General features: G+C 72.7%; 17 protein-coding genes and 1 pseudogene. 10 read left to right on the top strand and 8 right to left on the bottom strand.

Features of this window, described 5'->3' with window-relative positions; translation table 11 throughout:
• Positions 1-35: 35 nt before the first annotated feature.
• From ACZ7BZ_RS32095 to ACZ7BZ_RS32065, 7 genes are all read left to right on the top strand, one after another.
• Complete coding sequence (locus ACZ7BZ_RS32095) at positions 36-830, top strand: hypothetical protein (protein ID WP_470361409.1); 795 nt, start codon at positions 36-38, stop codon at positions 828-830.
• Positions 827-1,957: an insulinase family protein gene (locus ACZ7BZ_RS32090; RefSeq protein ID WP_470361408.1), complete on the top strand. Its 1,131-nt coding sequence runs from the start codon at positions 827-829 to the stop codon at positions 1,955-1,957. Before ACZ7BZ_RS32095 ends, ACZ7BZ_RS32090 begins: the two co-directional genes overlap by 4 nt.
• Complete coding sequence (locus ACZ7BZ_RS32085) at positions 1,948-3,132, top strand: peptidase M16 family protein (RefSeq protein WP_470361407.1); 1,185 nt, start codon at positions 1,948-1,950, stop codon at positions 3,130-3,132. Before ACZ7BZ_RS32090 ends, ACZ7BZ_RS32085 begins: the two co-directional genes overlap by 10 nt.
• Before the next feature lie 83 nt (positions 3,133-3,215).
• A complete protein-coding gene (locus ACZ7BZ_RS32080; protein ID WP_470361406.1) occupies positions 3,216-4,436 on the top strand; it encodes a cytochrome P450 family protein in 1,221 nt (406 codons plus the stop codon).
• A gap of 1 nt (position 4,437) precedes the next feature.
• The gene (lanL, locus tag ACZ7BZ_RS32075; RefSeq protein WP_470361405.1) at positions 4,438-7,191 is read left to right on the top strand and encodes a class IV lanthionine synthetase LanL; all 2,754 of its coding nucleotides are present in this window, start codon (positions 4,438-4,440) and stop codon (positions 7,189-7,191) included.
• Positions 7,192-7,199: 8 nt separating this feature from the next.
• Positions 7,200-8,186: an LLM class flavin-dependent oxidoreductase gene (locus ACZ7BZ_RS32070; protein ID WP_470361404.1), complete on the top strand. Its 987-nt coding sequence runs from the start codon at positions 7,200-7,202 to the stop codon at positions 8,184-8,186.
• 219 nt (positions 8,187-8,405) lie between these two features.
• A complete protein-coding gene (locus tag ACZ7BZ_RS32065; protein WP_470361403.1) occupies positions 8,406-9,659 on the top strand; it encodes a phenylacetate--CoA ligase family protein in 1,254 nt (417 codons plus the stop codon).
• Positions 9,660-9,749: 90 nt separating this feature from the next.
• Here ACZ7BZ_RS32065 and ACZ7BZ_RS32060 read toward each other — a convergent pair whose 3' ends face one another.
• The 4 genes from ACZ7BZ_RS32060 to ACZ7BZ_RS32045 form a co-directional block, all read right to left on the bottom strand.
• Positions 9,750-12,251: an acyl-CoA reductase gene (locus tag ACZ7BZ_RS32060; protein ID WP_470361402.1), complete on the bottom strand. Its 2,502-nt coding sequence runs from the start codon at positions 12,249-12,251 to the stop codon at positions 9,750-9,752.
• Complete coding sequence (locus tag ACZ7BZ_RS32055; RefSeq protein WP_470361401.1) at positions 12,248-13,423, bottom strand: LuxE/PaaK family acyltransferase; 1,176 nt, start codon at positions 13,421-13,423, stop codon at positions 12,248-12,250. Before ACZ7BZ_RS32055 ends, ACZ7BZ_RS32060 begins: the two co-directional genes overlap by 4 nt.
• The gene (locus ACZ7BZ_RS32050; RefSeq protein WP_470361400.1) at positions 13,420-14,547 is read right to left on the bottom strand and encodes a GNAT family N-acetyltransferase; all 1,128 of its coding nucleotides are present in this window, start codon (positions 14,545-14,547) and stop codon (positions 13,420-13,422) included. The genes ACZ7BZ_RS32055 and ACZ7BZ_RS32050 overlap by 4 nt, the downstream gene beginning before the upstream one ends.
• A gap of 343 nt (positions 14,548-14,890) precedes the next feature.
• On the bottom strand, positions 14,891-15,598 hold the full coding sequence (locus ACZ7BZ_RS32045) for a hypothetical protein (RefSeq protein ID WP_470361399.1): 708 nt from the start codon (positions 15,596-15,598) through the stop codon (positions 14,891-14,893).
• Between the two features lie 60 nt (positions 15,599-15,658).
• Between ACZ7BZ_RS32045 and ACZ7BZ_RS32040 the strand changes: the two genes are divergently transcribed.
• On the top strand, positions 15,659-15,982 hold the full coding sequence (locus ACZ7BZ_RS32040) for a hypothetical protein (protein ID WP_470361398.1): 324 nt from the start codon (positions 15,659-15,661) through the stop codon (positions 15,980-15,982).
• Between the two features lie 153 nt (positions 15,983-16,135).
• Here the strand turns inward: ACZ7BZ_RS32040 and ACZ7BZ_RS32035 are convergent.
• Positions 16,136-16,539, bottom strand: a pseudogene (locus ACZ7BZ_RS32035) (pyridoxamine 5'-phosphate oxidase family protein).
• Between the two features lie 193 nt (positions 16,540-16,732).
• Between ACZ7BZ_RS32035 and ACZ7BZ_RS32030 the strand changes: the two are divergent.
• Both ACZ7BZ_RS32030 and ACZ7BZ_RS32025 read left to right on the top strand, forming a co-directional pair.
• Positions 16,733-17,173: a hypothetical protein gene (locus ACZ7BZ_RS32030; RefSeq protein WP_470361397.1), complete on the top strand. Its 441-nt coding sequence runs from the start codon at positions 16,733-16,735 to the stop codon at positions 17,171-17,173.
• Positions 17,170-19,875: a hypothetical protein gene (locus ACZ7BZ_RS32025; protein WP_470361396.1), complete on the top strand. Its 2,706-nt coding sequence runs from the start codon at positions 17,170-17,172 to the stop codon at positions 19,873-19,875. Before ACZ7BZ_RS32030 ends, ACZ7BZ_RS32025 begins: the two co-directional genes overlap by 4 nt.
• 528 nt (positions 19,876-20,403) lie before the next feature.
• Here the strand turns inward: ACZ7BZ_RS32025 and ACZ7BZ_RS32020 are convergent.
• From ACZ7BZ_RS32020 to ACZ7BZ_RS32010, 3 genes are all read right to left on the bottom strand, one after another.
• Positions 20,404-22,815 (bottom strand): ricin-type beta-trefoil lectin domain protein, encoded by a 2,412-nt coding sequence (locus ACZ7BZ_RS32020; protein WP_470361395.1) that lies wholly within the window; start codon positions 22,813-22,815, stop codon positions 20,404-20,406.
• Between the two features lie 150 nt (positions 22,816-22,965).
• A complete protein-coding gene (locus ACZ7BZ_RS32015) occupies positions 22,966-24,441 on the bottom strand; it encodes an arabinofuranosidase catalytic domain-containing protein (protein ID WP_470361394.1) in 1,476 nt (491 codons plus the stop codon).
• Positions 24,442-25,116: 675 nt separating this feature from the next.
• A complete protein-coding gene (locus ACZ7BZ_RS32010) occupies positions 25,117-26,241 on the bottom strand; it encodes a hypothetical protein (RefSeq protein WP_470361393.1) in 1,125 nt (374 codons plus the stop codon).
• Between the last annotated feature and the right edge of the window lie 166 nt (positions 26,242-26,407).

Raw genomic sequence — 26,407 nt, 5'->3', positions numbered from 1 at the left:
CCCGAGGACCCGACGACCGGCAGAGGAGACAGCCAGTGACCGAGGCGACCAGCGGCACCGCCCCCGTGACTCGCGTGCCGCCCGCCGTCCGGCGGTCCGTCGGCACCGAGTACGAGTTCAAATGGCGCCTGGACCCCGCCGAGGCACGGTCCGCGCCCCTGGACCTCCTGACGGACGGCCTCTTCGACCGCCACCTGACCTCCTGCTCACCGCCGGTGACGGTCACCCAGTCGACCATGTACGCCGACGACGCCGACTTCGGCCTGACCCGCGCCGGGCACTCCCTGGGCTGCGTGGTCAACTCGGGCCGGGCCTCCTCGGTCGCCTGGCTGCGCCTGAAGCAGACCGTCCTGTGGGACGGGCGCCGGGACTGCCTGGAGGTCAGCGAGAAGGTCGACCCCGCCCGGGTCGGCGCCCTGCTGAACGACCCCGCCGTACTGCCCGTCGGCCACCTCCGCCGGTACGGCATGGCCCGAGGGCGCCTCGCCCCCGTCGGCGTGCTGACCCAGGTGCGGCACAAGCGCACCGGCGCCTTCCGGGAGATCCCGGCCTGGCTGGCCTACAGCGTCGACCTGGTGGAGTTCCGCTCCCCGCAGGACGGCGTCGCCCCGCTGGGCCGGTACGCGTGCCTGGAAGTGGAGGTCAACGACTCCACACCGGACGTGCTCGCCCTGCTGGACGAACTGGCCGCCGGACTGGACGGGCTCCTCGGCGGCCGCCGGGAACGGCTCACCAAGGGGCAGCTCGCCGCCCTGGCCGCGAACCCGGGCCGCTTGACGGTCCAGGACCTCGCCCCCGGGCCCGGCACGGCCTCGGAGCACCGCTCGTGAGCGCCGCCCCCGACACGGGCCGAGCGGTGATCGTCGACCTGCCGCACGGCCCCGCCGACGACCCGCAGGACCGCGCGGGCCTGGCGGCACTCGCGGCACGCCACCTGATGGACCCCCGGGCGGGCGGTCCCGGCACCCTGGCCCGCGCGAGGGTCTGGCACACCCGCCACCGACTGGCCCCGCACTGCTCCTCGTTCGCCTTCTGGTCCGGCTTGGACGACGACCTCGCGGAGGTCGGGACGGCATTCGCCCTGGCCGCGCCGCCCGGGGCCGACCGCCTCCGCGAACTCGTCGCCGCCCAGCTGCGCCTGGCGACCGCGTACCGCGACGACCCGTACACCCGGCTGCTGGACCTCCTGGAGGCCACCGCCACGGGCGCCCCCGACCGGCCCGCGCTCGGGACGGAGCAGAGCCTGGCCGCGATCGGACCGCAGGACGTGCGGGCGTACCTCGCCGCCAACTGCGGCGACCGGGCCGTGACCCACCGCAGCGCGGGCGACGACGCGCCCGCGCCCGCGCCAGGGGCCGTGCGACAGCCGCGACCGCGACACTGGCACGGCGGCCGGCGCACGGTCCCGCTGCCCGGCGCCGTCGTCCGGGTCGCCCTCGCGCTGCCGGTGGACCCGCCCGCGCCCGGCGCGCTCGAGCTGGCCGTGGAACTCCTCGGCAGCCACGGCCTCGGCGGACGCCTCGCCCGCGCGCTGCGCGGCGAACGCCCCCTGGCCTACGGGCTCGGCGCCTTCCGGCTCGGCGGACCGGACGGCCGGGGCACCGCGGCGCTCGCCGTCCAGGCGCAGGTCGCGCCCGAGCACGCGCGCGAGGCGCTGCACCTGCTGCGGGAGACCGTCCACTCGGTGCTCTCCGGACCCGTCCCGGAGGCCGAACGGCGGGACGCCTCCGCACGGCTGCGCACCGCCCTGCTGTCCCAGGTCGACCAGCCGTTCGGCGCCGTGGACGAACGGCGCCGCCGACTGCGCGGCGAGCCCGAACTGACCGCGCTCGCGGCGGCGGTGGGGGAACGGGCCGTCGACGGTCTGCTCCCGTCCGTGGCGGCAGGACTGACACCGGCGACGGTGGCACTCGGCGCGGTACCGGAGGACTTCCTGGAGAGTGGGACATGGGCATGACCTCGGTGGACCTCGGCGGACTGCGCGTCCGCCTGCTGGAACGGCCGGGAGCACGGACCGCCGGCGCGGTCCTGCTGGTGCGCGCCGGCTCGGCCGACGACCGCCCGGCGGCCCTCGGCGCCGCACACCTGGCGGAGCACCTCCGCATCGCCGCCGGGCCGCCGGGGCCGGCTTCGATGCCGCCGGTGCGCGGAGTCACCGACAACACCACCACCCGGTTCAGCGCCGTCAGCCTGCCCGAGGACGCCCCCGCGCTCTCGGCCCGCCTCGCCGGCCTGCTGGGCACCTCCGACCTGGCCGACACCGTCTTCGAGGCCGAGCGGCAGGCCGTCCTGGTGGAACACCGCCAGGCGGCCGCCAACCCCCTGCTCGCCCTCGGTCCCGCCGTCGCCGACGCCGCCCTCCCCGGCCACGGCCTGGCCGCCACCCGGTGGGCCGACGCGGACGCGCTCGCCCGGCTCACCCCGGCTGACACGGCCGCCTTCACGGACCGGCACTACCGGCGGGCCGTGGCCGGCCTCGCCCTGACCGGGCCATCGCTGGACCCGGACCGGATCCTGGCGGCGATCGACGCGGCGGCCCGACCGTCGCCGCCGGCGGCCCAGGGGGCCTACGAGGCCTACGCCGCATCCGACGCGGCCGACGGACCGTCCGAGGACCGGGGGCGGCGGGGCGGACACCCTCTCGCGCTCTCCCCCGAACTGGACGGACTGGTCCTCCTCTCCCTGGCCTGCGACGCCGCCGCCACCGACCACCTCACCGCCCTGCTCGGCCCCGAGGGCACCGCCCAGGCGGCGGCCCTGCGGCACGGCCACCCGGTGCTGGGCCGCACCTCCCTCACCGGTCGCAGCCCGTCCGGGCGGGCCGTGGCCGTCCACGTCCTCTGCTGGAGGGCCGGAGCGGACGCGGACCGGCTCGCCGACGGCCTGGCCGCCGGGGCCCCCGCGTACCGGACCGCCGCCACCGCCCCCGAGGCCCTGGCCAGGGCCTCGCTGCGCCGCCGGCAGGAGGACGCCCTCGCGGCGCGGACCCCGCTCGGTGCCGCCGCCGCCCTGCTGGGGGAAGCCCCCGACGGGCCTGCGACCCCGGCCCCGCCCGTCCGGCAGGCCCCGCCCGCCCCCGAAGGCCTCGCCCTGTGGCGGGTCGACCGCGGGGTCCTGCGCCGCCACGTCTGAGGACCGGCCCCGGCCACCGCCACGCCCTGCCCCGCCGCCCTGACCCGCCGACCGGCTCAGCCCAGAAGGAAGGCCCCGCCCGCATGTCCACCGGAACCGACCAGCACCCCGTCGTCGACCTGGGCCCCCGGCGCCGCACCCTCGCCACCGACCCGTACGCGGTCCTCGAGGAGCTGCGCGCCCAGGGGCCGGTCCACCGGGTCCGGCTGCCCGACGGCAGCGTGACCTGGCTGATCGTCGGCTACCAGGAGGTGCTGGCCGCCGTCAAGGACCCGACCCTGAGCAAGAACTGGTACCGGGCGACCGGACAGCTCGGTCCGAACGTCATCGGAACCAACATGCTCACCGCTGACCCGCCGGACCACACCCGGCTGCGCCGGCTGGTCTCGCGAGAGTTCTCGGCCCGGCGCATCGAGTCGCTGCGCCCGCTCGTCGAGGCCGCCGCCGCCGAGCTGATCGACGGCTTCCAGCACGCCGGATCGGTCGAACTCGTCGAGGACTTCGCCATGCCACTCTCCCTCGGCGTGATCACCGACCTCCTCGGTGTGCCGTTCCTCGACCGCGAGGCCTTCCGCGCCTGGACCGCCGACATCATCGTCCCGCCCGAGGACCCCGCCCGCGAGGGGCAGGTGCTGGAGGAGATCACCGCCTACCTCGACCAGCTGATCGAGACCAAGCGCCGACAGCCCGGCGAGGACCTGCTGAGCGCGCTGATCCGCACCATGGACGAGGACCACGACCGGCTCGGCCACGAGGAGCTGAGGGCCACCGCCTTCCTCCTCCTGCTCGCCGGTCACGAGACCACCCTCAACCTGATCGCCAACGGCGTGTACGCGCTGCTGAGCCACCCCGCCGAACTCGCGGCCCTGCGCGCGGACTGGTCGCTGATCGACCAGGCCGTGGACGAGGTGCTGCGCTGGGAGGGCTCGTTGACCTTCGCGACCAACCGGTTCACCACCGAGCCCTACCGGGTGGGGGAGACCGTCATCCCCGGCCGGGGCGCCAGAGTCCTGATCGCGCTGGGCTCCGCCAGCCGGGACCCGGAGCAGTTCCCCGATCCGGACCGCTTCGACATCAACCGCCCGCCCCGGGCACACCTCGCCTTCGGCCACGGCATCCACCACTGCCTCGGTACGCCCCTGGCCCGGCTGGAGGGCGCGGTGGCGATCCGAGCCCTGCTGGAGAGGCTCCCCGACCTCTCCCTGGAGATCGAACACCCCACGTGGCGGCCCAGCATGATGGGGCGGGGGATGTCCGTCCTGCCGCTGGCGTTCAGCCCGCTCACCCGGGCCGGGAGCCGCTGAGATGGACTACGACGACCTGGTGCGGGGCCTCCTGGCGACCGACCCGGCGGGCTGCTGGCAGCTCGTGCCGGGCGACTACTGGTGCCGGGTCAGCCCCTCCCGCTCCCACACCCGGGCCCAGGGCTGGAAGATCCACGTCTCCGCGGTGCCCGCTGACGCCGAGGAGGTCCTGCGCAGGACGGGCGGCGCGCTGATCGCCCGGTCCGTCCCGTTCAAGTACGTCGGCACGGCCGAACTGCTGCGCGCGTCACTGGGGCGGCAGAACGACCCGTCGGCGAGCGGCAAGTTCCTCACCGTCTACCCGGCCACCGACGAGCAGTTCACCCGGCTGCTGGACGAGCTGCACACCCTGCTCGCCGGACTGCGCGGCCCCCGCATCCTCTCCGACCGGCAGTACCGGGGCGGGCTCGTGCACTACCGGTACGGCGCGTTCACCGGCCACAGCCGACTCGACGACCACGGGGTGCGCCAGGAGCTGATCCTCGCGCCGGACGGCTCCCTGACACCCGATCTGCGGCGGGGCTGGTACACCCCGCCCGCATGGGCCCGCGACCCGGTGGCCCGCCGCCCCGAGGACGCACCGCCGGCGGAGGCACCGGCCCAGCAGGCACAGCAGGCCCAGCAGGCGGACACGACGGACGAGGCGACGGCCCACCAGCCGACCGGCACCGACGAGGCCACGATCGGAGGCCGGTACCGGGTGACCGCCACCATCCGCCACACCAACCGGGGCGGTGTCCACCGCGCGGTGGACACCCGCACCGGCCGTCCGGTGGTGATCAAACACTGCCGGGCCTGGGTCGAGCCGCAGCCCGACGGCACCGACACCCGCGACCTGATGCGGCACGAGGCCGCGATGCTGGCCCGCCTCGCCGGAGCCGTCCCCGTGCCCGAACTCGTCGACCTCCTCGAACTGGGCGACAACCTCTTCCTGGTGGAGAGCGAACTGCCCGGCCGCCCACTGCGCGAACTGCTCTTCCCGGCCGAGGACGACGCCGAACCGCTCGCCGAGGAACCGGTCATCGAGCTCGCCGTACAGCTGATCGAACTCCTGCGGGCCGCCCATCGCCACGGCGTCGTCATCGGCGACGTCACTCCCGACAACTTCCTCGTCGCCCCCGACGGCCGGCTCCGGCTGATCGACCTGGAAGGCGCCGCCGAGACCGGGACACCCATCGCCCGCCTCACCACCAAGGGCTACGCGCCGCCGGAGAAGCTCACTGCCGACCCCCGGGCCGTCCTCCTCGCCGACGAGGCGATGGACCGCTACGCCGCCGGCGCCATCCTGGAATCGCTCGGCCTCCAACGGCCCCGGGCCGCGGGCACGGGCGAGCGGCCCACGGGCGCGCCGAGCGCGCTGGACCTGCTGGCCGGCCGCTCCCGGGCGGCGCGGCGGCTCGCCCCGGCGGTCCGGGGGCTGACCGCGGCCGATCCTGCACGGCGGTGGAGCTGGGAGCACGCCCTACGGTGCCTGCGCCCGGCACCCGGCACCGGCGCTCGCGCACTCCCCGCCGACGCCCCCGGGCCGTCCGGCGCGCCCCCCGGCCTCGACGGGGACCGGCTCGTCCACGACGCCCTGCTCTCCGTGCTGAACGCCCTGCGGCCCCGGGAGGCGGCCCTGATCGAACCGCGCGGCTCCAACGGCCGCTACGACCCGCGCTCCGTCCAGGCCGGAGCGGCCGGGGTCACCGGCGTCCTGCTCCAGGCCCGACGCGCCCTGCCCCGGATGCCCCAGGACCGGGCCGAGGCCCTCGCCGGCCCGCTGGACGACGCGCTGGTCCAGGTCGACCGCTGGTGGGACCGCAATCTCGGCGCCCCCGGCCGCCGCCTGCTGCCCGGTCTGTACAACGGCTTCGCCGGGGCCTGCTGGGCCGCCGCCGACGCCGCCCTCGCCACCGACGACCCCATCACCCTCCGGCACGCGCTGGACCTCGGCGAACAACTCCCCACCCGCTGGCACGTCCCGACCATCGCCCACGGCGTCGCGGGCACCGGGGCCACCCTGCTGCACCTGTGGCGCTCCACCGGCGAGACCGCCCTGCGCGACCGCGCCCGGGAATGCGCCCTGCACCTGGCCGAGACCGCGCTGCCCGACGGCTCCGGCGGCCTCCACTGGCCGGGTGGCACCGGCGGACCCACCGCGTACCACGGCTTCGCCGTCGGCACGGCCGGGATCGGCTGGTTCCTGCTGACAGCCGCCGACGCCCTCGGGGAGCCGGAGCTGACGGCCGTCGCCCGCCGGGTCGGCGACGGACTCGTCGCCGCGGCGCTCACCCGCGCGGTGCCGGGCGACCCGTCCGACGCCCCTGCCCTCGCCGCCTGGTGGCCCGAAGGACCGGACGGAGGCCCCCGGCGCCACGGCTGGTGGGCCGGCCCGGCCGGAATCGGCGCCTTCCTCCTGGAACTCGGCCGACGCACCGGCGAACAGAGCCACGCCGACACCGCCCGCGCCGCAGCCGTCGCGGTCGCGCACTCCGCCGCCCGAGCCCCCCTCGGCGCCTTCTGGGGCCTGGCCGGGGACGGCCAGTTCCTGCTCGACGCGGGCGCGGACCGCGCGGCCGACCTGTGCACCGCGCTGATCGGGTCACACGCCGGACTCGACGAGCGGGGAGCCCTGACCCTCGGAGACAAGCACGACTTCGCCGCGGGTGTGCCGGGCCTCCTCGCCCACCTGCTGCGCCACCGCTACGGCACCCCGGCGCCCTGGCTGCTGCCCTCCCCCGCGCTGCCGTCCTCCCCGGCCTGGGAGCGGTGACCGCCGCCATGACCGAATACTCCATCTTCGTCCCCTTCGACCCCCAGCGCGGCGATCAGATCCTGCCCTTCGCCGCCCTCACCCAGTGGAGCACCGCGCACCGCCTGTGGCAGGGACAGGGCAGCGGCGGCGACCCGTACCAGATGTTCGCCGTCGCCGCGGCCCACGGCTTCCGCACGCCCTGCGGCACCGGCGTCGCCCTGATGCCCTCCCGGCACCCCTTCGACGCCGCCCTCCAGGCCCGCACCCTCGCCCTCACCACCGGTCACCCCGTCACCGCCTGCTTCGGACCGGGCTCCCGCGCCCTGCAGCGCCGCATGCTCGGCGCCCCGTACGCGAGCCCGCTGACCGCCGCCCGCGAATACCTGACCATCGTCCGGGACCTCCTCCACCGGGGCAGCGCCGACCTGCACGGCGAGTACTTCGCCTGCGACGCCGAACTCGCCCCGGTCCCCGGCCCGCCGGTCGAACTCGGCCTCGGTGTGCTGCGCCCGGCCATGGCGGAACTGGCCGGAGCCGTCGCCGACGTGGCGGTCACCTGGATGACCCCGGCGGCCTACCTCGCCGAGACGATCGTGCCCGCCCTGCGGGCCGGTGCCGCCGCAGCCGGACGCCCCGCGCCCCGGCTCACCGCGATCGTCCCGCTCGCGCTGGAGCGTCCCGACCGCCGCGCCGTCGACCTCGCCCTCGCGGGCAACGGCCACCACCTGCGCGCCCCGCACTACACCGCCATGCTCCGCCGCGCGGGCGTCGCGCTCCCGGCAGAACCGGGCGATCCCTCCGCCGCCGCGGCGGCACTGGTCCGGGGCGGCGGCTTCCTGTACGGGAGCGGTGCGGAACTCGCCGACCGGCTGGCCGGGTTCGAACGTGCGGGAGTGGACGAGATCGTTCTCAATGTGACCGGGGTCGCCACCGCGTACGGCCGCCGGGCAGCGCTCGACGAACTGCGGGACATCTTGGTGGCCCTCACGGCACCACGGCACCACCGCCCGTAGCCCGCCCCGAAGCCCGAACGCCTACCGGGCACGCCGCGGGTCAGACCCGCTCGTAGTGCGCGGGGTACTCCGCGCGCCCGTCGTCCATGCACGCGTCGCTTCAGCCCGCGGTTCCGCGACCTGGACGACCAGCGGTTCGGGCCGGCCACGATGCCCGGCGTCCGGCCCGCGGCGATGCGGTTACGATCAACGGGCAATCACATCGCAGGTTTGGATGACATGACTGATCATCAGCTGGCTGATCTCCTGGCCCATGTACGTGGGCACTCGCCCTTCTACCGCGACCTCTACGCCGGACTGCCCGGCGACGTCGCCGACCTGTCTGCGCTGCCGCTGATCGACCACACCGCCTACTGGGGCGCCCACGGCATCGAGCGCAGCGGCCTGCTCACCGGCCCGCACCAGGACGGCATCGTCTTCAAGACCGGCGGCACCACCGGCGCACCGCGCGTCTCGGTCTACACCCGCGACGAGTGGCGTGCGATGGCCCGGCGCTTCGCCGGCGGGCTGCCCGCCGCCGGGGTGCGGGCGGGCGACCGGGCGGCCAATCTGTTCTACGCCGGGGAGCTGTACTCCAGCTTCGTCTTCACCCTCAACGCCTTCCAGGAGGCGCCGGTCCCGGTGGTGCAGCTGCCGATCGGCGGTGCGGCGCCACTGGACTACACCGTCGAGACCCTGCGGGACTTCCGCGCCACGGTGATCGCCGCACCGCCGACCTCACTGTGCCGGCTGGCCCGCCAGGTGACCGAGACCGTGGGGGCGCTGCCGCAGGTCCGGCTGGCGCTGTTCGCCGGAGAGGCCTTCTACGGCGACCAGTTGGCGCTCATGGCCACCGCCTTCCCGAACGCGCGGGTCCGCTCGATCGGCTACGCCAGTGTGGACGCGGGCATCCTGGCCGGGCCGGTGGCGGACGAGCCGGACACCCGGGTGCACGAGGTGTTCGGCCCCGACAAGGTGATCGAGCTGCTCGACCCCGAGACCGGCGAGCCGATCACCGAGGAGGGCTGTGCGGGCCGGGTCGTCGCCACCGACCTGGTGCGTCGTCTGATGCCGGTGATCCGCTACCCGGTCGGCGACATGGCCGAGTGGGTCGACTACCCGCGACGCCGCTTCCGGCTGCTCGGCCGTTCCGAGGAGGGCGCCCGGGTCGGCGTGGTCACCGTCTACCTGGAGGATCTGCGCGCCATGGCCGCCCGGGCCGACCGCCAGGGTGCGGTCGCCGACCTGCAGGTCGTGCTCCGCCACCGCGAGGCCAAGGACGAACTGCTCCTGCGGCTGGCCGGCCCGGCCCGCTCGGCCGACTTCGAGCGGGAGCTGCTCGCCGTGCTGGACGAGGCCCGGCCGATGTTCGGCGCGGAAGTCCGGAAGGAGAACATCCACCCGCTCGCCTTCGAGTGGGTCGGACCGGACGGACTGGACATCAACCCGCGCACGGGCAAACTGATCCGCCTCGTCGACCAGCGCGCGAACTGACGTCCGCGCGCTGGGAGAACCGCGCGAGCGGCCGTGCATCTTCCCACGATGCACGGCCGCTCGCGCGGTCGCCCCGCGCCCTTGGGAACGTCAGCGGTTCCTGGACCGCCGGTCCACCACGGCCAGCAGCTTCCCGCTCGCCGCCGTCTGCGCGAACTCCGCGGCCGGGACGCACTCCACGCGCAGGTCCACCAGCCGGTCCCGTTCCACCGCCGCCGCGAGGTCCGGGTACCCGTCCAGGAACTCCCGGACGCCCGGCCCGTCCTGCGGCCGGCCCTCCAGCCGGACGGTCAGCGTCTCGTTGGCGGCGTCGTCCTCGTCCAGCAGGATCTGCAGCGCACCGTGGTGCTCCAGCCGCTCCTCCGCGACCTGGACGAACCGCCGGTAGTTGAGGAAGTGGCTGCCGCTGCGGAAGATGTCGCCGAAGCGCCCCAGCAGTTCGAAACGCGGGGTGCGCCGACCGCACGGGCAGTCCTCGGTCAGCCAGCGCCCGAGGTCGCCGATCTCGTACCGGTCCAGCCGCTGCCCGCGCCGGGTGTGCGCGGTGAACACCAGCCGCCCGGCCTCGCCCGCCGACGCGGGCCGGTCCTCCTCGCGGTCGAGGATCTCCAGCGTGTGGAGTCCGCTGAACAGGTGGTAGACCCGCTCCGGCGCGTCCGGGCACTGGTAGCCGAGCGGGCCCGCGTCCACGCTGCCGTACGCGCCGGCCCGGATCACCTCGACCCCGAACTCCTCGCGCAGCCACTCGCGTTGGCCGGCCGGGAAGTGCTCGCCGCCGTAGAAGAGCTTGCGCACACCGCGGTACCCGCGCAGCAGGTCCGCGCCCTCGGTGAAGATCCGCAGCAGGTAGTTCGGCATGCCGAACAGGGTGTCGACCCGGTGCTCGACCACCGACCGGGCGACCGCCGCGTGGTCGTCCTGCGCCATCATCGGGTACTGGACCGCCCCGAGCGTCTCCAGCACCGAGAAGAAGCTGGAGAACCCGCCGTACAGCTGCCCGCCGAAGAAGAGGTTCATCGCCCGGTCGGTCCGCGGGTCGAACCCGGCCGCGAGCAGGCCCTCCGCGCCGGAGCGCATGTGCTCGTGGTAGTCGTCCCAGCTGAACGCGGAGAGCTTGGGCGCGCCGGAGCTGCCGCCGCTGCGGAAGAAGACCTCCGCACGGCTGAGGTCGGTCTGCAGCTGCTCGAACTCGGTCTTGGCGGTCACCGCGACCGCCGGAGGGGTGAGTGCGCGCGCACCGACCAGGTCGTCCAGGCAGGCGTCCCCGGTGAACCGCCCGTCCAGCTGGACGTCCACCCGGCGGCTGTAGCGCTGAAGCGCGTACACGCCGTCGTGCGGCTCGCCGTCGTAGCTGCCGAGCATTCCGCCGGGCACCGTCACCCGCTGGACGCCCGCCGCCAGCACCGCGCCGGCCAGCTCCGCGGTGTCGGTGCGGCTCGCGCCGATCCCGGCGGTCTGCAGGTAGCGGCGCATCGGGCGCAGCACCTCGGCGATCCGCTTGCGCGGCAGCGGCTTGACCCAGACCGTGCGGTGCAGGGGCGAGGCGCGCAGCGCGCTGCGGGTGTCGGCGAGCACGTGCCAGCTCGCGTCGGGGGCGGCGTGCACCTTGGTGAGCCCGAGGTGCTCCTCCAGCCGGGCCACCAGGACGGTGTTGGTGATCTCGGCGCTCTCCAGCTGCTCCCGGTCCTGCGGTGCGGGTGCGCGGGCGGCGAGCACGGCGGCGAACCGCTCGGCGAAGGCGAAGAGTTCGTCCTCGTCCTCGGTGTCCAGGTACACCACCTGCGGGCTGGCGCAGGCCTGCTGTTCGAGGCGGCAGATGTCGTCGGCGATGCCGTCCAGCGTCTCGGGGGCGGACCAGGCGTCGGCCGTCAGGTACGCGAAGGAGAGCTTCGGGCCCCAGTCGACGAGCCGGCAGCCGGCGGGTATCAGCGCGGCGATCGAGGCGATGGCCTCCTCGCCGCCCCAGGCGGCGACGGCGTCGGCGGCCGCGCACAGCCGCTGGAGCCAGTCGGTTCGCGAGGACGGGAAGCCGAGCACCACGACCTGCCGGGCGATCGCCCCGGTGCCGTCGAACTCGGCCAGAGTGGCGAGCAGTTCATGGGTGAACCGCCCCTCGCCGCTGGTCTTGACGACGTTGAGGTTGCCCGCGAGCAGGCCCTCGACCACGGTGAGCGCCGCGGCGGCGGGTGCGTTGCCGGGAGCGATGTGCACCAGCAGGCCGACCGGCAGCCAGCCCTCGAAGATCTCCCGGCGGAAGTCGAAGCGCGCCAGCCGCCCGGGGTCGATGCCGCCGAGCTCGCGGGTCAGCTTGACCTCCAACGCCTCCCGGGACAGCGCCTCGGTCAGGTCGCGCATCGTCCGCGAGGTCTCGTCCTCGGGCACGCCCGCCTCGCGCAGCAGACCCGCCAGCTTGACGGAGTGCTCGCCCGCCGGGTCGGCCAGCGCGACGGCCAGGCGGTCGCAGGCGGCGAGCACGGTGATCGGGCTGAGCCGCTCGGCCAGCGCACCGGCGGCGTACTCGTCGAGGCGCTCCAGGCGGGCCGCCGCCTCCGCGTCGTCCACCCACGCGCCCTGCCAGTAGTGCTGAGTCACTTTGTCCCCTCGGTCTTGAGCAGTTCGGCGGCGGCGACGGCGCAGCTGCGGTTGCGGCTGAGTCCGGCCCGCCCGTGCACCTCGAACCAGGGCGTGGGCAGGCCGCAGCCGCACTCCTCCGGCGCGTGCTGGGTGACGAGGTCGCCCATCAGCACGGACTGGGCCGGCACCGAGGTGATGTACGGCGAGATGAACTGGGGGTAGCCGCTCTCGCCGTACGGCAGCGGCCGGAGCGTGCGCACGTCGCGGACCAGCTGGCGGGCCCAGACCGGGACGTGCAGCCGGTGGTTGGGGCACTCCATGTGCAGGACGGAGTGCTCCACCGCGCCGTAGCCGTCGCGGATCCGCCCGTCCGGGATGCCGAGCTGCTCGTGGATGCGCCGGTACAGCTCCGGCTTGGCGACCTGCTTGTCCGCGTTGCCCTTCCAGCCGCCGCCGAAGACCACCAGAGACTCCGGGTTCAGCCGCAGGGGCGGCAGGCCGAGTTCGCGCATCCGGTCCAGCGTGAAGGAGAGGAAGGCGGGGAAGCCGAGGATCCGGACCGGCGCGCCCTCCTCGGCGAAGCGGATCAGCGCGCGGACGCAGCCGAACGGGTCGAACTCGTGGCCGCTGCCGGTGTGCTTGAGCGCGTACTCGACCGAGCGGACGGGAGCGAAGTGGCACAGGTACTCGTCGGTGAACGAGGTGCCGAGGTTCAGGCCCGGCCGGGGCTGGTAGTTGGAGAGCAGGTAGTTGACCGGCTCGTCGCCTTCGGACCTGATCCAGCCGTAGTGGTCGAAGACCCGGGCGACCATCCGCTGGCCGTTGCGCAGGGTGAAGTCGTCGAAGGCCATCTGCGACTTCTGGCCGGTCGTGCCGGAGGAGGTCAGGGTCAGCAGCGTCTCCTCGCGCGGCAGCGACAGCACCTCGTGCAGCTTGAAGAAGTTGGCGTGCACGAACGGCAGTCGGTGGAGCTCCTCGATGGACTCCAGGGGGTGCCCCTCGGCCTCCCACAGCCTGCCGAAGTAGGGCGAGCGCTCGGCGTGCCAGGCGTTGATCTCGTTCATCGCCGCCGTGAACAGGGCGTCCACGTCGTCCCCGGCGCGGTACGGCTCGGCCAGGTCGACCAGCTGCTGTACGTGGGCGAGTGCTTCGGGGTCCGGTACCGAGACCGGTTGGAGGTACGTGTTCATTGGAATATCCCGTGGGTGTCGAGGTGCTGCTTCTTCCACAGCTCGATGTACTGCTCGGTGAACGGCTGGAACGCGGCGTCGATGGCCAGGCCCCGGAAGTCCAGCGGCTGCAGGATCCGGGCGAGTACCACGTGGTCGCGGAAGCCCTCGCCCTCCCGGCGCATGGCGGGGTAGGCCGCCACCGGCAGGAAGCCGTGTCCGAGCAGCCGGCGCAACAGGTGGTAGCTGTCCAGCGGCACCAGGGCCTCGATGTACCGGGCGCCGTGCGCGGCCAGCCGGTCGGTGATGGTGTCGAGCTCCTCGCCGATCTCCGCGAGCTCGATGCCGATCAGCGTGCAGTACCCGTCGGCGGGGCTGAGGTGCGCGTACACCTCGTAGGCGCCGTCGGCGGCGGAGAGCATGACGTTCGGCTCGTGGAACGGGTAGAAGCACTCCTCCAGCCCGTCGAACCGGCGGCTCACGAAGGCCGGCGCGTCGATGAATTCCAGCTCCCGGACGACGCTGCCGCCCTTCCTCGGCCGGGGCAGCGGCTCGTCCACGAGCTCCGGTCGCTGCGCGGGCCCCGGCACGTCCGCCAGCGCCCGTACCAGCCCGCCGAGTTCGGACGGGACCTTGTACACCGGGAGCCGCTGCTCCAGCACGCCCGCGCGGTGCTTGGCCAGCAGCACCATGGTCTCGTGCCAGGCGGCCTTGCGCAGGTTCGGCAGCACGCCGAGCGCGCGGAAGCCGGACTTCAGGCAGATGCGCTGCGGGGCGGTGGTGTCGGTCCGGGCGGTGGCGTACACGGAGTCGACCGGGTGGTCGCCCGTCAGCAGTTGGTCGGCGAGATGCTGGACGGCGAGGTTGGCCCCGCCGAGCCCACGGGCGTCTGGGTGGATCACCAGCCCCTGCAGCTTGCCGATCCGCGCGGCCGGGTCGACCGTGCCGAGGATGGATCCGAGCAGCCGGTCGCCGCCGGGCTCCCGGGCCACCAGCCAGGTGGTGTCCGGGGCCGTGATCTCACGGGCCATCACCTCGGGGTCGGTGCCGAGCGGCAGCGCGTAGCTCCGCCCGTACACCTGGCGGTAGAGCGTCAACAGACCGTCCACGTCGTCTAGACGGGCCGGGATGAATTCGAGGGCCAAGTCGCCTCTCCCAAAAGGCGGCGCGAACACGGTTCATCGCACGCGCACCACGAAAGAAACTTGAGTCGCAAGCAGGCGTGCCCGGTCCGAGCAGCCACATTGCCGCTCCACACAGTAACGCTCACGCAACGGTGCACCGGACCGTCACGGCGCTAAAAGGCCGTCAGAAGGCTTGGATGCGACGAGAATCACAAGCACGCGAAATACGTACGAAATTGAACCAATGAACTTCCGCTCAACGTTGACCGGCCGTTCGCCGACCGGTCGTCAGGGTTCCTCTGGCGGCATCCGGCCGACCACCGCCGGCGGTGGGCCGGATGCCGGGCGGGCCGGTCCGCCGCCGTCAGGGCATGCGCGCGCTGAGGGTGCGGGCGACCTGGCGCAGCACCTTGTCGCTCCAGTTCCGGTCCGCCTTCGGGTACTCCCCCACGCCGCCGGCCGTCGAGGTGCCGCTCAGCTCGTACTCGTACGGCCCCTGGTGGCAGGTCAGGTTGCCCCTGGCGAGGTCGTCGGTGTAGCAGCCCTGCGGGCCCAGTGAGGTGCCGAGGTCCTGGAACTCCTTGTGATACTTGGTCGCGTCCTCACGGGCGCGGGCCAGGTCCTTGGCGTAGCCCTTCGCGACGAGCGCGGGGTCGGCGACGGCGGTGAAGGTGAGCGTGACGCTGCTGTTGCTGTCGCTCTCGTACTTGTCGGGCAGGCCGAAGCCGAACTTGCAGCCGGCGTCGGGCGCGTCGCCCGTCGTGCCGGGGTCCGCCTCGGCCAGCGGGTTGAAGTTGATGACGGTGACCTTGACCGGCTTTCGCTTGATGCCGGCGGCCTGCGGCAGGATCGCCTTGATCTCGGCGTCGCCCAGCACCTCGCAGGCGTGCGGCCATTGGGCCAGCGCCAGCGAGCGACCCGACGGCGGCTGGGCGGTGAGCCGGTTCCCCGACGGCTGCGCGGAGCCGAAGTTCAGGGCGGGCACGTCCTTCTTGCCGCATCCGGCGAGCAGGAGTACCGCGGCCCCGGCCAGGGCCGCGGCGGTGGACAGTGTGCGGGTGCGTGTCGTCATCGTTCCCCCCGGAAGTGTGCGTGTGCGTGACGGGCGGGTGCGCCGGCGGCCAGGACACGGATGATCTTTTCACTGTACCGCCCCACTGGTCGGGTCGGGTGGGCGTGCGGGAACGGCCCGGGCGTTGCGCCGGAGCTGGTGCTCCGGGCCGCCATCCGGTCGGCGGTGGCTCCGAATCCGGTTCACGGCGTGAACGGCAATTCCGTCGGAGTTCTCGCCGAGGATTTCCGGCCGGCCGAGGACGGTGGAACCGGAAAAGGGAAACCGGCGGGAGGGATTCGCCGGGCACGCAACCTCTTTCCCGGGATCCTGGCGACGATCACGGCCAATGACGGGACGGTCCATCAAGTCGGGTGCGGCAAGCAGCAGATGAGCCGGGCATGAACGCCTCTGGTGGATTCCGGCAGCTCCCGGCGACTCGGAGGCGCCGGGAGCCGGCGCGCCGGACTCGCGGTAGTGGAGGGTGGAGTCGAGGACCGGGGGGGGCATCGCGGTGTCACTTCGCTTTCGTCACGGGGATTCGTTCTGTACGGGGGTTCAGAGGTTGAGGCTCAGGACGCGGTCGACGGCGATCTCGAGGACGACCAGGTCTGGTGGGGCGGGTGGGGCCGCGCGGTAGCGAGCGGTGTAGCGGCGGAGGGCCTCGGCCAGGCGCCCGGGGTCGTCGGTGACGGTGGCCCGGCCTTCGAGGGTGGCCCAGCGGAAGCCGTCCGCCTGGCAGAGCGCCACCCGGGCCTCCGGTCCCGTGGACGCCACGTTCCGTGCCTTGCGGGCCCCCGCCCGGGTGGTCACCCGGGCCAGTCCGGTGGCCGGGTCGAAGGTGAAGCGGACGGGGCGACGTGCGGGGTGCCGTCGAGGCGGAGTGTGGTGAGGGTGGCCGTGTCCGGGCGGGCGAGGAACGCCCTTGTGGTGACGGGGAGTTCGATGGACGTCCGGCTCACTTCTGGGTCGCTGTTCCTGGTCGACGCCGTCAGGGATTGCCTCGCGCGTTGTATGGAGCCGGGTGGGCGGCGGCGTCCCCGCGACCGCCGTTGAAGATCGCGATCTCCGGCTGTGGCAGCCTGCCGTGAACTTGTTACGCGTGGACCGAGGGGACGGTACGGTCGCAGGGCCGAAGAACGAGAAGGAGCGGAGATGTTGGAAGAAGCGTTGGCGGCACTGGCTACGGCAGGCGGTACTGCGGTGGTCCAAGCTGCGGGCACCGATGCGTGGGCCGGGTTACGGACGCGGGTGGCCCGGTTGTTCGGGCGTGGGGATGGACAGCGTGAGCGGGCCGAGCTGGAGCGCCTCGACCAGACGGCCAGTGCTCTGGAGGTGGCCGGTGCCGACGAGGCGGAGATCGTGCGGGCCCGCCAGGAGGCGGCCTGGCGGACCAGGTTTGAGACGTTGTTGGAGAATCTGACCGACGACGCACGGCGACAGGTCGCCGCCGAACTGCGGGCGCTGATGAGGGAGGAGACCTTGGATGCGCGGGCGAGTGGAGGCGGAGTGTCCGGCAATACCTTCTACGGCCCGACAGCGGTACAGCACGGGAACAACAACCGCCAGGACAACCGCTTCGGATCGGGGGCATGACCGACCCGACCACCAGTACCCCTGATGAGGCCAGGGGTTCCGGTTTCGGTTCCGGCGACAGCGGCGTCACCTTCTACGGCCCGGCAGCCCAGCAGTACGGGAACAACAACACCCAGCACAACACCTTCCTTCCGCCCCGCGCGCGGCCTGACGTTCCGAGGGATGAGCCGCGCCCGTTGGCACGGTGGACCCCCGCCCAGCTCGGCGTCCACCCGGCCGTTCCTGGCGCTGCCTCAGACCGGGGCGTCGGCGCCTTCGTGTTGCCGACCTACATCGAACGTGACCACGACCGGTCCCTCCGACAGCATCTGAAGGACGCGGCCGCCTGCCTGGAGACAGTGCTGGTGGTCGTGCGAGGGGAGTCGTGCACCGGCAAGACCCGCACCGCTGTCGAAGCCGTCCGTACATGCCTGGCGGACTGGAACCTGGTCTTCCCCAAGACCGTTGACAGCCTCCTTGCTGTCCTGGGCTCTGCCGCCCTCAAGCCGCGAACCGTACTCTGGCTTGACGAGGCGCAGAGCTTTCTCACCGGCCCCGAAGGCGAGACCGCGGCCGCAGCACTGCGCACGCGGCTGGAAGGGCCTGGACCCGTCGTCGTCATCGCGACCCTGTGGCCGGCCTACTACCGCGATCTGACCGTCACGCCCACGCCTAGCAGCGCCGACCGGCACCCGAACGCCCGCGCGCTGCTCGGCCCTGTCCGCGTGGTCGATGTGCCTGGCACTTTCACGGACCAGGCCCTCCACGACCTGCGCTCCCGCACCACCCACGGGACCCCGCTGGACACGGCTGACCGATTCGGTCCGGGTGGGACGATCACCCAGACGCTGGCGGCCGGCCCGCAACTGGTCGACCACTACGAACAAGCAGCCCACCCCCATGGCCCCTACGGCAAAGCCGTCATCACTGCGGCCATGGACGCTCGCCGTCTCGGCCATACGTCTCCCCTGCCAGCCGCACTGCTCGAAGCCGCCGCCCCCGGCTACCTCACTGAGGAACTGCGGGCCGCCGCGGATCCGGACACCTGGTTCGTCGATGCGCTGGCGTACGCGAGGGCCAAGGTCAAAGGTGTGGTCGCAGCCCTGGGCGACATCGCACGCCCCACTGGCATGGGTTCTCTCCCCGACGTGTACGCCCTCGCCGACTATCTCGACCAGTATTCCCGCGCCACCAGGCTCTACCGGTTTCCGCCCGACTCCTTCTGGACCGCTGTCGAGCAGCACGCGGCCACAGCGCTGGACCTGCACGCTTTGGCGGATGCGGCCGTCTGGCGCGGCCGCTACCGCCTCGGTGCATCCCTTTACCAGCGGGCCGCCGAGGCCGGCCACACCCGCTCCCTGGTCGACTTGGCGCTGCTGCAGGACAAGGCGGGCGACATTCAGGGCGCGGAGCGACTCGCACAGCGGGCCGCCGAGGGCGGCCACACCAGCGCCCTGCTCCGACTGGCTCGTACGAGGTTCATCAGTGACCCGGTGGGTTCACAACGGCTCGCGCAGCGGGCGGCCGATGCCGGCAATACCGAGGCACTCGTGATGCTGGCCCGGAGGAGAGAGTTGGAAGGGGATGCGGAGGCTGCAGAACTGCTCATCCTGAGGGCCGCAGAGGCTGGCCATCCCGACGAGTTGATGAGCCTGGTACGGAGCCGGATGGAGTTCGGCGACTCGGAGGGCGCGGAGCGGCTCCTGCAGCGGGCCGTCGACACCGGCCACACTGCAGCTCTGACGCCTCTTGGCACGGTCCGGTACCAGGCCGGTGACCGGGCGGGTGCGGAGCGGCTGTGGCAGCAAGCCGCCGAGGACGGTCACCCCAGTGCCATGTCGCTGCTGGCGGACATGCGAGAGGAAGAGGGTGACGCAGAGGAAGCCGAACTGCTTTTGCTACGGGCCGTCGGCATTCAACGATCCAACCTCGTACAGCTCCAGGCGTGGAAGCGAGAGCAGGCCGGCGACCTGGTGGGCGCGGAGCGGCTCCTGCAGCGGGCCGCCGACGCCGGCCACACCGACGTCCTTCAAGACCTTGCCCGGTTGCGGGAGCGGGCCGGTGATCCAGCGGGCGCCGAGCGGCTCTTACAGCAGGCCGCCGACGCCGGCCACACCAGTGTTCTCAAGAATCTGGCCCGGCTGCGGGAGCGGGCCGGCGACCTGGCAGGCGCGCAGCGACTCCGGGCAGCCGACCCCGGTCGCCACGGGGAACTCAGCCGGCAGGTGGAGTTGCTGGACCAGGCCGGCGACTCGGAAGGCGCGGAGCGGCTCCTGCAGCAGGCTTCCGATACTCCCAACAGTGTGCTGCTTCGGCTGGCGCGGCTGCGCATGCGCGCCGGCGACCGGGCTGGGGCGGAGCGCCTGCGGCTTCGGGCGATCGACAACAACAACTCCGACGGCGAGGCGTGGGGAGACTTGGCCCGGATGCGGGAGGCTGCCGGTGACCGGGAGGGCGCAGAGCGGATACTGCTGCAGGCCGCCGCGATCACCGACCCCTACGTCCTGTTGGATCTGGCACGGTCCCGAAAGCTGGCCGGTAACTGGGCGGGCGCAGAGCGACTCCTCCTTCGAGCCGCCGACGCCGGTGAGCACGGCGTCATGGCGGAACTGGAACGGTTGAGGGAGGCCGCAGGTGACCGGGTGGGCGCAGAACGCGTCAGACGATTCGGGTTGGAAGCTGACGGGTCCACAGCAGTCGAGTGGAGTCGGAAATTCCACTGACTCCCGTGCGCTTTGCTTCGGGGTCGGACTCCCCGGAATTCCGTCGTCGTGGCGCTGACAAGCCGGTCACAGCCGGGCCGGGGCGAGACGCCGCTTCACCGGCTGTCTCACGGCCGTCTCTCCGGTGCCACTGAGCAGAAGCCTCGCCATCGTGCCCAGCGCCGGACCCTCGCCGCCGTGACGAAGGTCCCCACCGAGTTCGCGCCCTGCTCCATGGGAACCCATCGCCAGCACCCGCCCGACAAGCCCTGGCGCAGCGCCGCCCAGCGGCCGGCCTACCACGTTCGCCCGCTTCGTCGGGCTGCCGGTCGGCCCGCGCAGGGCCCGGGCCCTGCTCACCGCGACCGTCTGCAGCATGTACACCAGTCTGGGGGTGAGCCTGGTCCTGGTGACGGCATACGGGGAACGAGCCGCGCGTCGCCTCCCGGTACCGCAGATGTAAGCGGAACATCAACTTCGGAAGCGTTGTCCGCGTAGCGGAACAAGGTGCCCCGGTGCCTCGAGGCACCGGGGCACCCGGGGGGAGCCTCAGGACAGCGACCACCGCTGGTTGGACTGCCCGTTGCACGCCCACAGCTGGACCGGAGCGCCGTTGGCGGTGGAAGCGCCGGACACGTCCAGGCACAGCCCGGACTCGACCCCGGTGACGGTGCCGTCGGCGTTGAAGGCCCACTGCTGGTTGCTCTGGCCGTTGCACGTCCAGACCGCGACCTTGGTGCCGTTGGTGGTGCCCTTGCCGTAGGCGTCCAGGCAGAGCCGGCTCGTACCGCTGTAGACCGTCAGCTCGCCGGCGGACGTCCGGGTGAAGAGCTGGTTGGCCGCACCGCTGCAGTCCCAGATCTGGGTCTGGGTGCCGGGGGAGGTCGACGCGTTCGGCACGTCCAGGCACCTGCCCGCCCCCACCGCGTGCACCGCCCCGCTGACATCACCGCCACCGCCGCCCGTCACGCCCGACTGGGCGATCACCTGCTGCGCCCCGGACGGCCAGTTGGTGCCGCTGACCTGGACGTTTCCGGTGAGGACGTTGTTGTGCGGGGCCCCGGTGGCGACCTGGGTGGCGCCCCCGTTGTACCAGTTGCCGGAGAAGGTGCTGTCGTTGGTGTTGTTGGTGCCGCTGGCGTTGGTGAAGGCCCACACGCCCGAGTCCTGGACCACGTTGCTGCTGAGGGTCTCGCTGCGGGAGCCCTCGTCCAGGTAGAGCCCGACGGTGTTCCTGTTGTCGTAGACGTAGTTGTGGTCGATGCTCGTGCCCGGGTTGGCGGACAGGGTGTAGATGCTGCCGCCGTCGTGGAACACCTGCTTGGTGCCGTGCACCTTGTTGTAGCTGACGACGGTGTTCTTCAGGGTCGTCGGCGTGCTGTAGACGGGCTGGTAGTCGTAGAGGCCGCGGTCGCGGTAGTCCTGGCTGCCGCCGGCGTCGTTGGCCCCCCAGCCCCATCCGACGTCGATGCCGTCGTAGGCGAGGTCGGAGACCTCGTTGTGGGTGATGACGGCGTGGGTGACGTAGGTCGAGAGGATCCCGGCCATGTCCTTGTAGTCCTTGGCGACGTCACTGATCCGGTTGTTGCCGATCGTGATGTTCTGGTTGGTCATCACGGCGTCGGACGGGTGGTGGGCGCCGGGCCGCACGCCGCCGACCACGATGCCCGCCCCGGAGTCGTCGGTGAACGTGTTGCCCGAGACCGTGACGTCCGAAGCGCCCAGGCCGAGGCCGGAGGCGTGGGCGTTCGCGTCGTTGCCGATGCCCAGGCCGACCTGGCCCAGGTGGGCGAAGGAGTTCCCGGAGAAGGTGACGGAGGAGGCCGCCGAGACCTGCACCGCCGCCGGCACCTGGTTCCAGCTGTTGCGGGCGGCCTCGAACAGCCGGCATCCCGACTGGCAGGAGGTCATGAAGTCCGAGGGCTGGCTGAAGGCGCTCGCCAGGAACGTCCCGCTCTGCTGGTCGGCGTAGCCGAGGTTGGTGCCGGGCTGCAGCCAGGTGGTGTGGTTGAAGGCGATGCCCTGGAAGGTGAGGTCGTGCGCGGGGCTGGTGTAGCTGCTGCCGCCGATCTGCAGCAGGGACGTCAACCGCGGCAGCTCGATGTCGTGGGCCGAGGCCTGCCAGCCTGCGGGGGCCTTGTAGTACAGCCGGCCCGCCTGCGGGTCCAGGAACCACTGTCCGGCGGACTTCAGGAACGCGTACGAGTTCTCCAACTGCAGCGACCCGCCGGCGAAGGGCTTGGCCAGGGTGTCGTAGCCCCAGTTGTTGTTGTTCCATGCGGGCTGCTGCATGGTGACCGTCGTCCCGCTGATGGACTGCACCGGCGCGAAGCGGTCGGTGAAGGAGTTCCGGCTCTCCAGCTCGATCCGGTTCTGCTGGGGCAGCGAGGCCAGGTAGTTCAGCGCCGGATTGACGATCGTCATCCCGCCGGCGGTGATGCTCACGTCGTCGCGCGAGATCGGGATCGCCGCCCGCGGCGCCAGCATCCCGTCGACGTACAGCTGCCGCGAGTCGGTGCCCGCCGGCACCGGCGCCGCGTAGATGTTGTTCGCGGAGTCCTTCAGACTCCAGCCCGTCACCTGCTGCCCGCCCGACAGCACCGGGCTCGCGCCCGGGGCCGCCTGCCAGATCACCCGGTGCCCGTTGCCGCCCGAGTCCGCGGCGCCGAGCGTCAGCGGAGCGGTCAACCGGTAGGTCCCGCCCGCCAGTTGCACCACGATGTCGCCGGTCATACCCGCGTTGACGGCCTCCACGGAGGCCTTCGCCTGGGTCAGGGAGCAGGGCGCCGCGGCCGAGCACGAGCTCCCGCTGCCGGTCGGCGCGACGTACAGGGTGGTGGTCGTCGCCGCGGGCGCGGCCACGGCGGGCGCGGCCATGACGGCGCCGGCGGCCAGGGCCGCGACGGCGAGGGCCGCTCTCGTACGGCCGGGCGCCGCAAGTGCGCGTCGGGTGGGCTTCATCGGTTCGCTGTCTCCTCGCGTGGGTGGGGCCGGGGACGGCAGGTACGGGGTGGTGGGGGCCGGGGACGGCAGGTACGAGGTGGCGCGGGCCGGGCCGTGGTGGGACGGCCCGGCCCGGGGTGCGTACGGGAACGGGCGCCGCCGGTCAGCTCAACTGCGTGCCCACCTCTGGTTGCTGGCACCGGTGCACTGCCACAACTGGATCAGGGTGCCGTTGGCGGTGCCGTAGGCGCTGACGTCCAGGCACAGGCCGGACTGCACGCTCGTGACGGTGCCGTCGGCGTTGAGGTTCCACTGCTGGTTGGACTGGCCGTTGCAGTCCCAGACGATCGCCTTGGTGCCGTTCGCCGTGCCCCTGGCCTCGGCGTCCAGGCACTTGCCGCCGTAGACCCGCAACTCCTTGGCCCCGGTGGGCGTCCACTGCTGGTTCGTGCCACCGCTGCAGTCCCACAGCTGCGTCTGGGTGCCGTTGGCCTGGCTGGAGTTCGGGACGTCCAGGCACCGGTTGGCGCTGGTGCTGCGCAGCGGAGCGGCCGTGCCGCCGCCGGTGCCCGAACCGCCGTAGCCGGCGGCGGTGATGCTCGCCTGCACCCCGTTCTCGGTGGCGTCCGAGGGGAAGCCCGCGGTGATGGCGCCCTCGAAGAACTCGCCCTGGCCGGAGACGCTGTTGTCGCCCCCGGTCCCGAGCAGCAGGGAACTGTCGGTCTTCATCGGCGAGTAGCCGTTGGGCAGGGGGCCGGAGTAGGGGGTGGTGAGCCCGCCGCTCGCCGCGTTCCCGTACTTCAGCGTGAAGTTGCTGGTCCCGTTGTTCTTCTCCATGGCGCTGACGAACGGGTAGTGCACACCCTGGTTGCCGGGGTCCTTGTTGGAGCCGGTGTTGGTGTGGAACATCCCGTTCTCCAAGTCGGCCTCGACCCAGGGTCCGGTGCCGGTGCAGCCCTTGAACCAGCAGGCGTTGCCCCAGTAGACGGCGTTCATCGTGGCGTCGCCGGTGTCGGTGTGGCTGTTCTCGCCGCTGCCGTAGTCGAAACAGCACCACTGGTTGGTGAACTCGGACGAGGTCACCATGTAGATGCCCTCGGGCTGGGAGCCGGTGGGAGCTCCGTCGGCGTGGTCGATGCGGTAGCCCACGCCCTGGGTGACCTTGACGCCGAAGACCTGGTGCCCGCCCGCCGTCACGGGCAGCGCCGAGGCGTCCGCGCCGACGTCGGCGCCGTTGGGGCCCGGCCCCTTCCAGTAGCCGCCCCAGGAGACGGCCAGGTCGTTGTGGTGGCTGCTCTGGTCGTAGATCTTGGTGATGGCGCACGAGGTCCCGGCGCAGAAGGACGTCTGGGCCGACGCGTCGGCGTAGCCGCCCACGGAGAGCAGACCCACGTCGCGGTACGCGTGGTCGGAACCGCGCCGGACCTGGTACAGCGGGCCGTTGTAGCCCGCGAACAGCGCCCGGGTGGTCGCGTGGGCCGCGATGCAGGGCGCACCGCCGGCCGCGTAGACGTCGCAGGGCAGTGCTGCCGCCGCCGCGGCGACGGGGCGGGCCGCGGCGGGGTCCGCCCCCGCGCCGGGACCGCTCGCGGCGGCCGGACCGCCGAGCACGGCCATCGCCACCGCGAGGACCAGCAGCAACACGGCGCCCGGCCCCGCCGGGCGTAAGGGGCCGGACCGGGTGGTTGTGCGGTGGTGCATCGGAGCCTCCTGCGGATGAGGACACGGGTACGCGAGGACGCGAGGACGCGGGTACGGAACAGCGACTGCGGAGCACCGGCGGGACGTGCTGCGCCCCGCCGGCGGTCCGGGATGGGTACGACGCATTTCCGTGCGATGGATCAGGCTCATGGGCGGGGCGACGGCCGGGAAGAACACCCGGCGTCAGTGCGCGCGGGCGGCGACCAGCCGCGCCGGGCCCGGTCCCGGGTCCGGTTTCGAGCCCGGACCGGGCAGGACGGAGCGGTCGTTCTACCAGCCCGGGGCCGTTCCTGGGTCCGCAGGACGGCCCCGGGAGGAGAGATGAGGCAGCTCATTCATGTGAGCGCTCACAATCGAGGGGGGAGATCGCCGGCATCCACCGCTCGCCACCAGGGGCCGCGGTGAGCCGAAATGAGACTGACACATGTGTCGGCCGTATTACAAGGCATGTGCAGCGCAAGCCTTTTCCCGAACGCACGGCCGGACGGCAGGCGCCGCCCGACCCCGGGGGTGGCGGGCTGATCCGGCCTCAGAGCCCGCAGTGCGGGGGGCGACGCAGCCCGCCGGCCGGTCCCAGGACCGGGGACCGGCCGGCGCGCCGGGCGCTGGACGCCGAAGTCAGGGGAAGGCGACCACGTTGCTGGGCACGGTGCTGCCCGTGGGCGTGCTCGCCCCCGTGTCGTTGATGACGTGGGTGATCGTGCCCTTGCCACCGAGGGAGACGGTGAACGTGTCGTGGAACCGCACACCCGGGGCGGCCGGCACCTCGAACGCGTGGTAACTGCTCACCGACGGGTCGACGTTGAAGTAGCAGTAGCTGCCCAGGCCCCACGCCTCGTGCGAGGTGACGTCGTCGCCCACCTTGTACGCGGCGTAGCCGTTGACCCCGGCCGGGCCCATCCAGGCGCCCTGGTTCGGCACGTCGTACGGCATCTCGTTCTGGAAGAAGATCGTCCTGCCGTTCTGGCCGTTCCAGGTGACGTCGTACTTCTGGTAGTGCTCGACGAACAGGCCCGTCGCCTCGACGCTGTCGCCGTTGACGATCAGTCCGTTGTCGGCCGTGTTGACGCCCCAGCCGACCGTGCCCGCGTTGCCGTGGTCGGCGCGCCAGGCCCAGATGTCGTCGATGATCACGTCGCTGCTGTTGACGACCAGGCTCGCGGTCGCCCTGCCCGCGATCTCGCCGCCGATCCGGAAGAACACGTCCTGGACGGTCGTCGGGTCGCCCGCGTGACGCGCGCCCGCCCCCGGGGCCCCGACCGTCAGCAGCGCGGCCGAGTTGGTGGTGCCCGCATCGAACAGCAGGCCCTTGAGCCGGACGCCGTCGACGTCCGCCACCCGCATCGCGTCGACCCCGCCGTCCGGCACGAACGTCGGGTAGCCGATGCCCAGGACCACCGTGTCGGCCCTGGTCACGTCGAGCGTCCGGTCCAGGTGGTACACGCCCGGGGTGACGAACAGGTCGCACCCCTGGGCCAGCGCCGCGTTGATGGTCGAGGCGGTGTCGCCGGCCTTGACGACGTAGAACCGGTCCATCGCCAGCGAACTGCCCGCGGTGCTGCCGCCCGCCCAGCTGGGGCCCGAGGCGTCGGTGCGCAGCGCGGGCAGGAACACCCGGTAGCGGCCGGCGCCGTCGACGTAGAGGTAGGGCACGTCACGCGAGACGGGGGTGGTGCCCAGAGTGGTCTCCGGGGGGTTCGGGAAGGTGTTCGCCGGCGCGCCGCCGGTGCCGGAGAAGACCATGTTCCACACTCCGCCGCTCCAACTGCCCAGGCTGCTGTCCCGGGTGTACCACTGTTGCTGCGAGGAGGAGGACGCCTGACAGTGAGGATGTGACGTGATGATGTTGCCGGTGGGTCTGACCCTCCGCCTGACTGACGTCTCGACTGTCCTGTTTGGGATTTGTCGG

This window comes from Kitasatospora sp. NPDC036934 (genome assembly GCF_055608425.1).
The sequence above is the reverse complement of the archived record's forward strand: the minus strand, read 5'-3'. Positions and strand labels throughout refer to the sequence as shown.

Excerpts from the sequence above, each read along its gene's own strand:
- ACZ7BZ_RS32085 (WP_470361407.1), top strand. The coding sequence starts at position 1,948 with ATGGGCATGACCTCGGTGGACCTCGGCGGACTGCGCGTCCGCCTGCTG.
- ACZ7BZ_RS32080 (WP_470361406.1), top strand. The coding sequence starts at position 3,216 with ATGTCCACCGGAACCGACCAGCACCCCGTCGTCGACCTGGGCCCCCGG.
- lanL (WP_470361405.1), top strand. The coding sequence starts at position 4,438 with ATGGACTACGACGACCTGGTGCGGGGCCTCCTGGCGACCGACCCGGCG.
- ACZ7BZ_RS32070 (WP_470361404.1), top strand. The coding sequence starts at position 7,200 with ATGACCGAATACTCCATCTTCGTCCCCTTCGACCCCCAGCGCGGCGAT.
- ACZ7BZ_RS32065 (WP_470361403.1), top strand. The coding sequence starts at position 8,406 with ATGACTGATCATCAGCTGGCTGATCTCCTGGCCCATGTACGTGGGCAC.
- ACZ7BZ_RS32055 (WP_470361401.1), bottom strand. The coding sequence starts at position 13,423 with ATGAACACGTACCTCCAACCGGTCTCGGTACCGGACCCCGAAGCACTC.
- ACZ7BZ_RS32045 (WP_470361399.1), bottom strand. The coding sequence starts at position 15,598 with ATGACGACACGCACCCGCACACTGTCCACCGCCGCGGCCCTGGCCGGG.
- ACZ7BZ_RS32040 (WP_470361398.1), top strand. The coding sequence starts at position 15,659 with ATGATCTTTTCACTGTACCGCCCCACTGGTCGGGTCGGGTGGGCGTGC.
- ACZ7BZ_RS32030 (WP_470361397.1), top strand. The coding sequence starts at position 16,733 with ATGTTGGAAGAAGCGTTGGCGGCACTGGCTACGGCAGGCGGTACTGCG.
- ACZ7BZ_RS32025 (WP_470361396.1), top strand. The coding sequence starts at position 17,170 with ATGACCGACCCGACCACCAGTACCCCTGATGAGGCCAGGGGTTCCGGT.
- ACZ7BZ_RS32020 (WP_470361395.1), bottom strand. The coding sequence starts at position 22,815 with ATGAAGCCCACCCGACGCGCACTTGCGGCGCCCGGCCGTACGAGAGCG.
- ACZ7BZ_RS32010 (WP_470361393.1), bottom strand. The coding sequence starts at position 26,241 with ATGGTCTTCTCCGGCACCGGCGGCGCGCCGGCGAACACCTTCCCGAAC.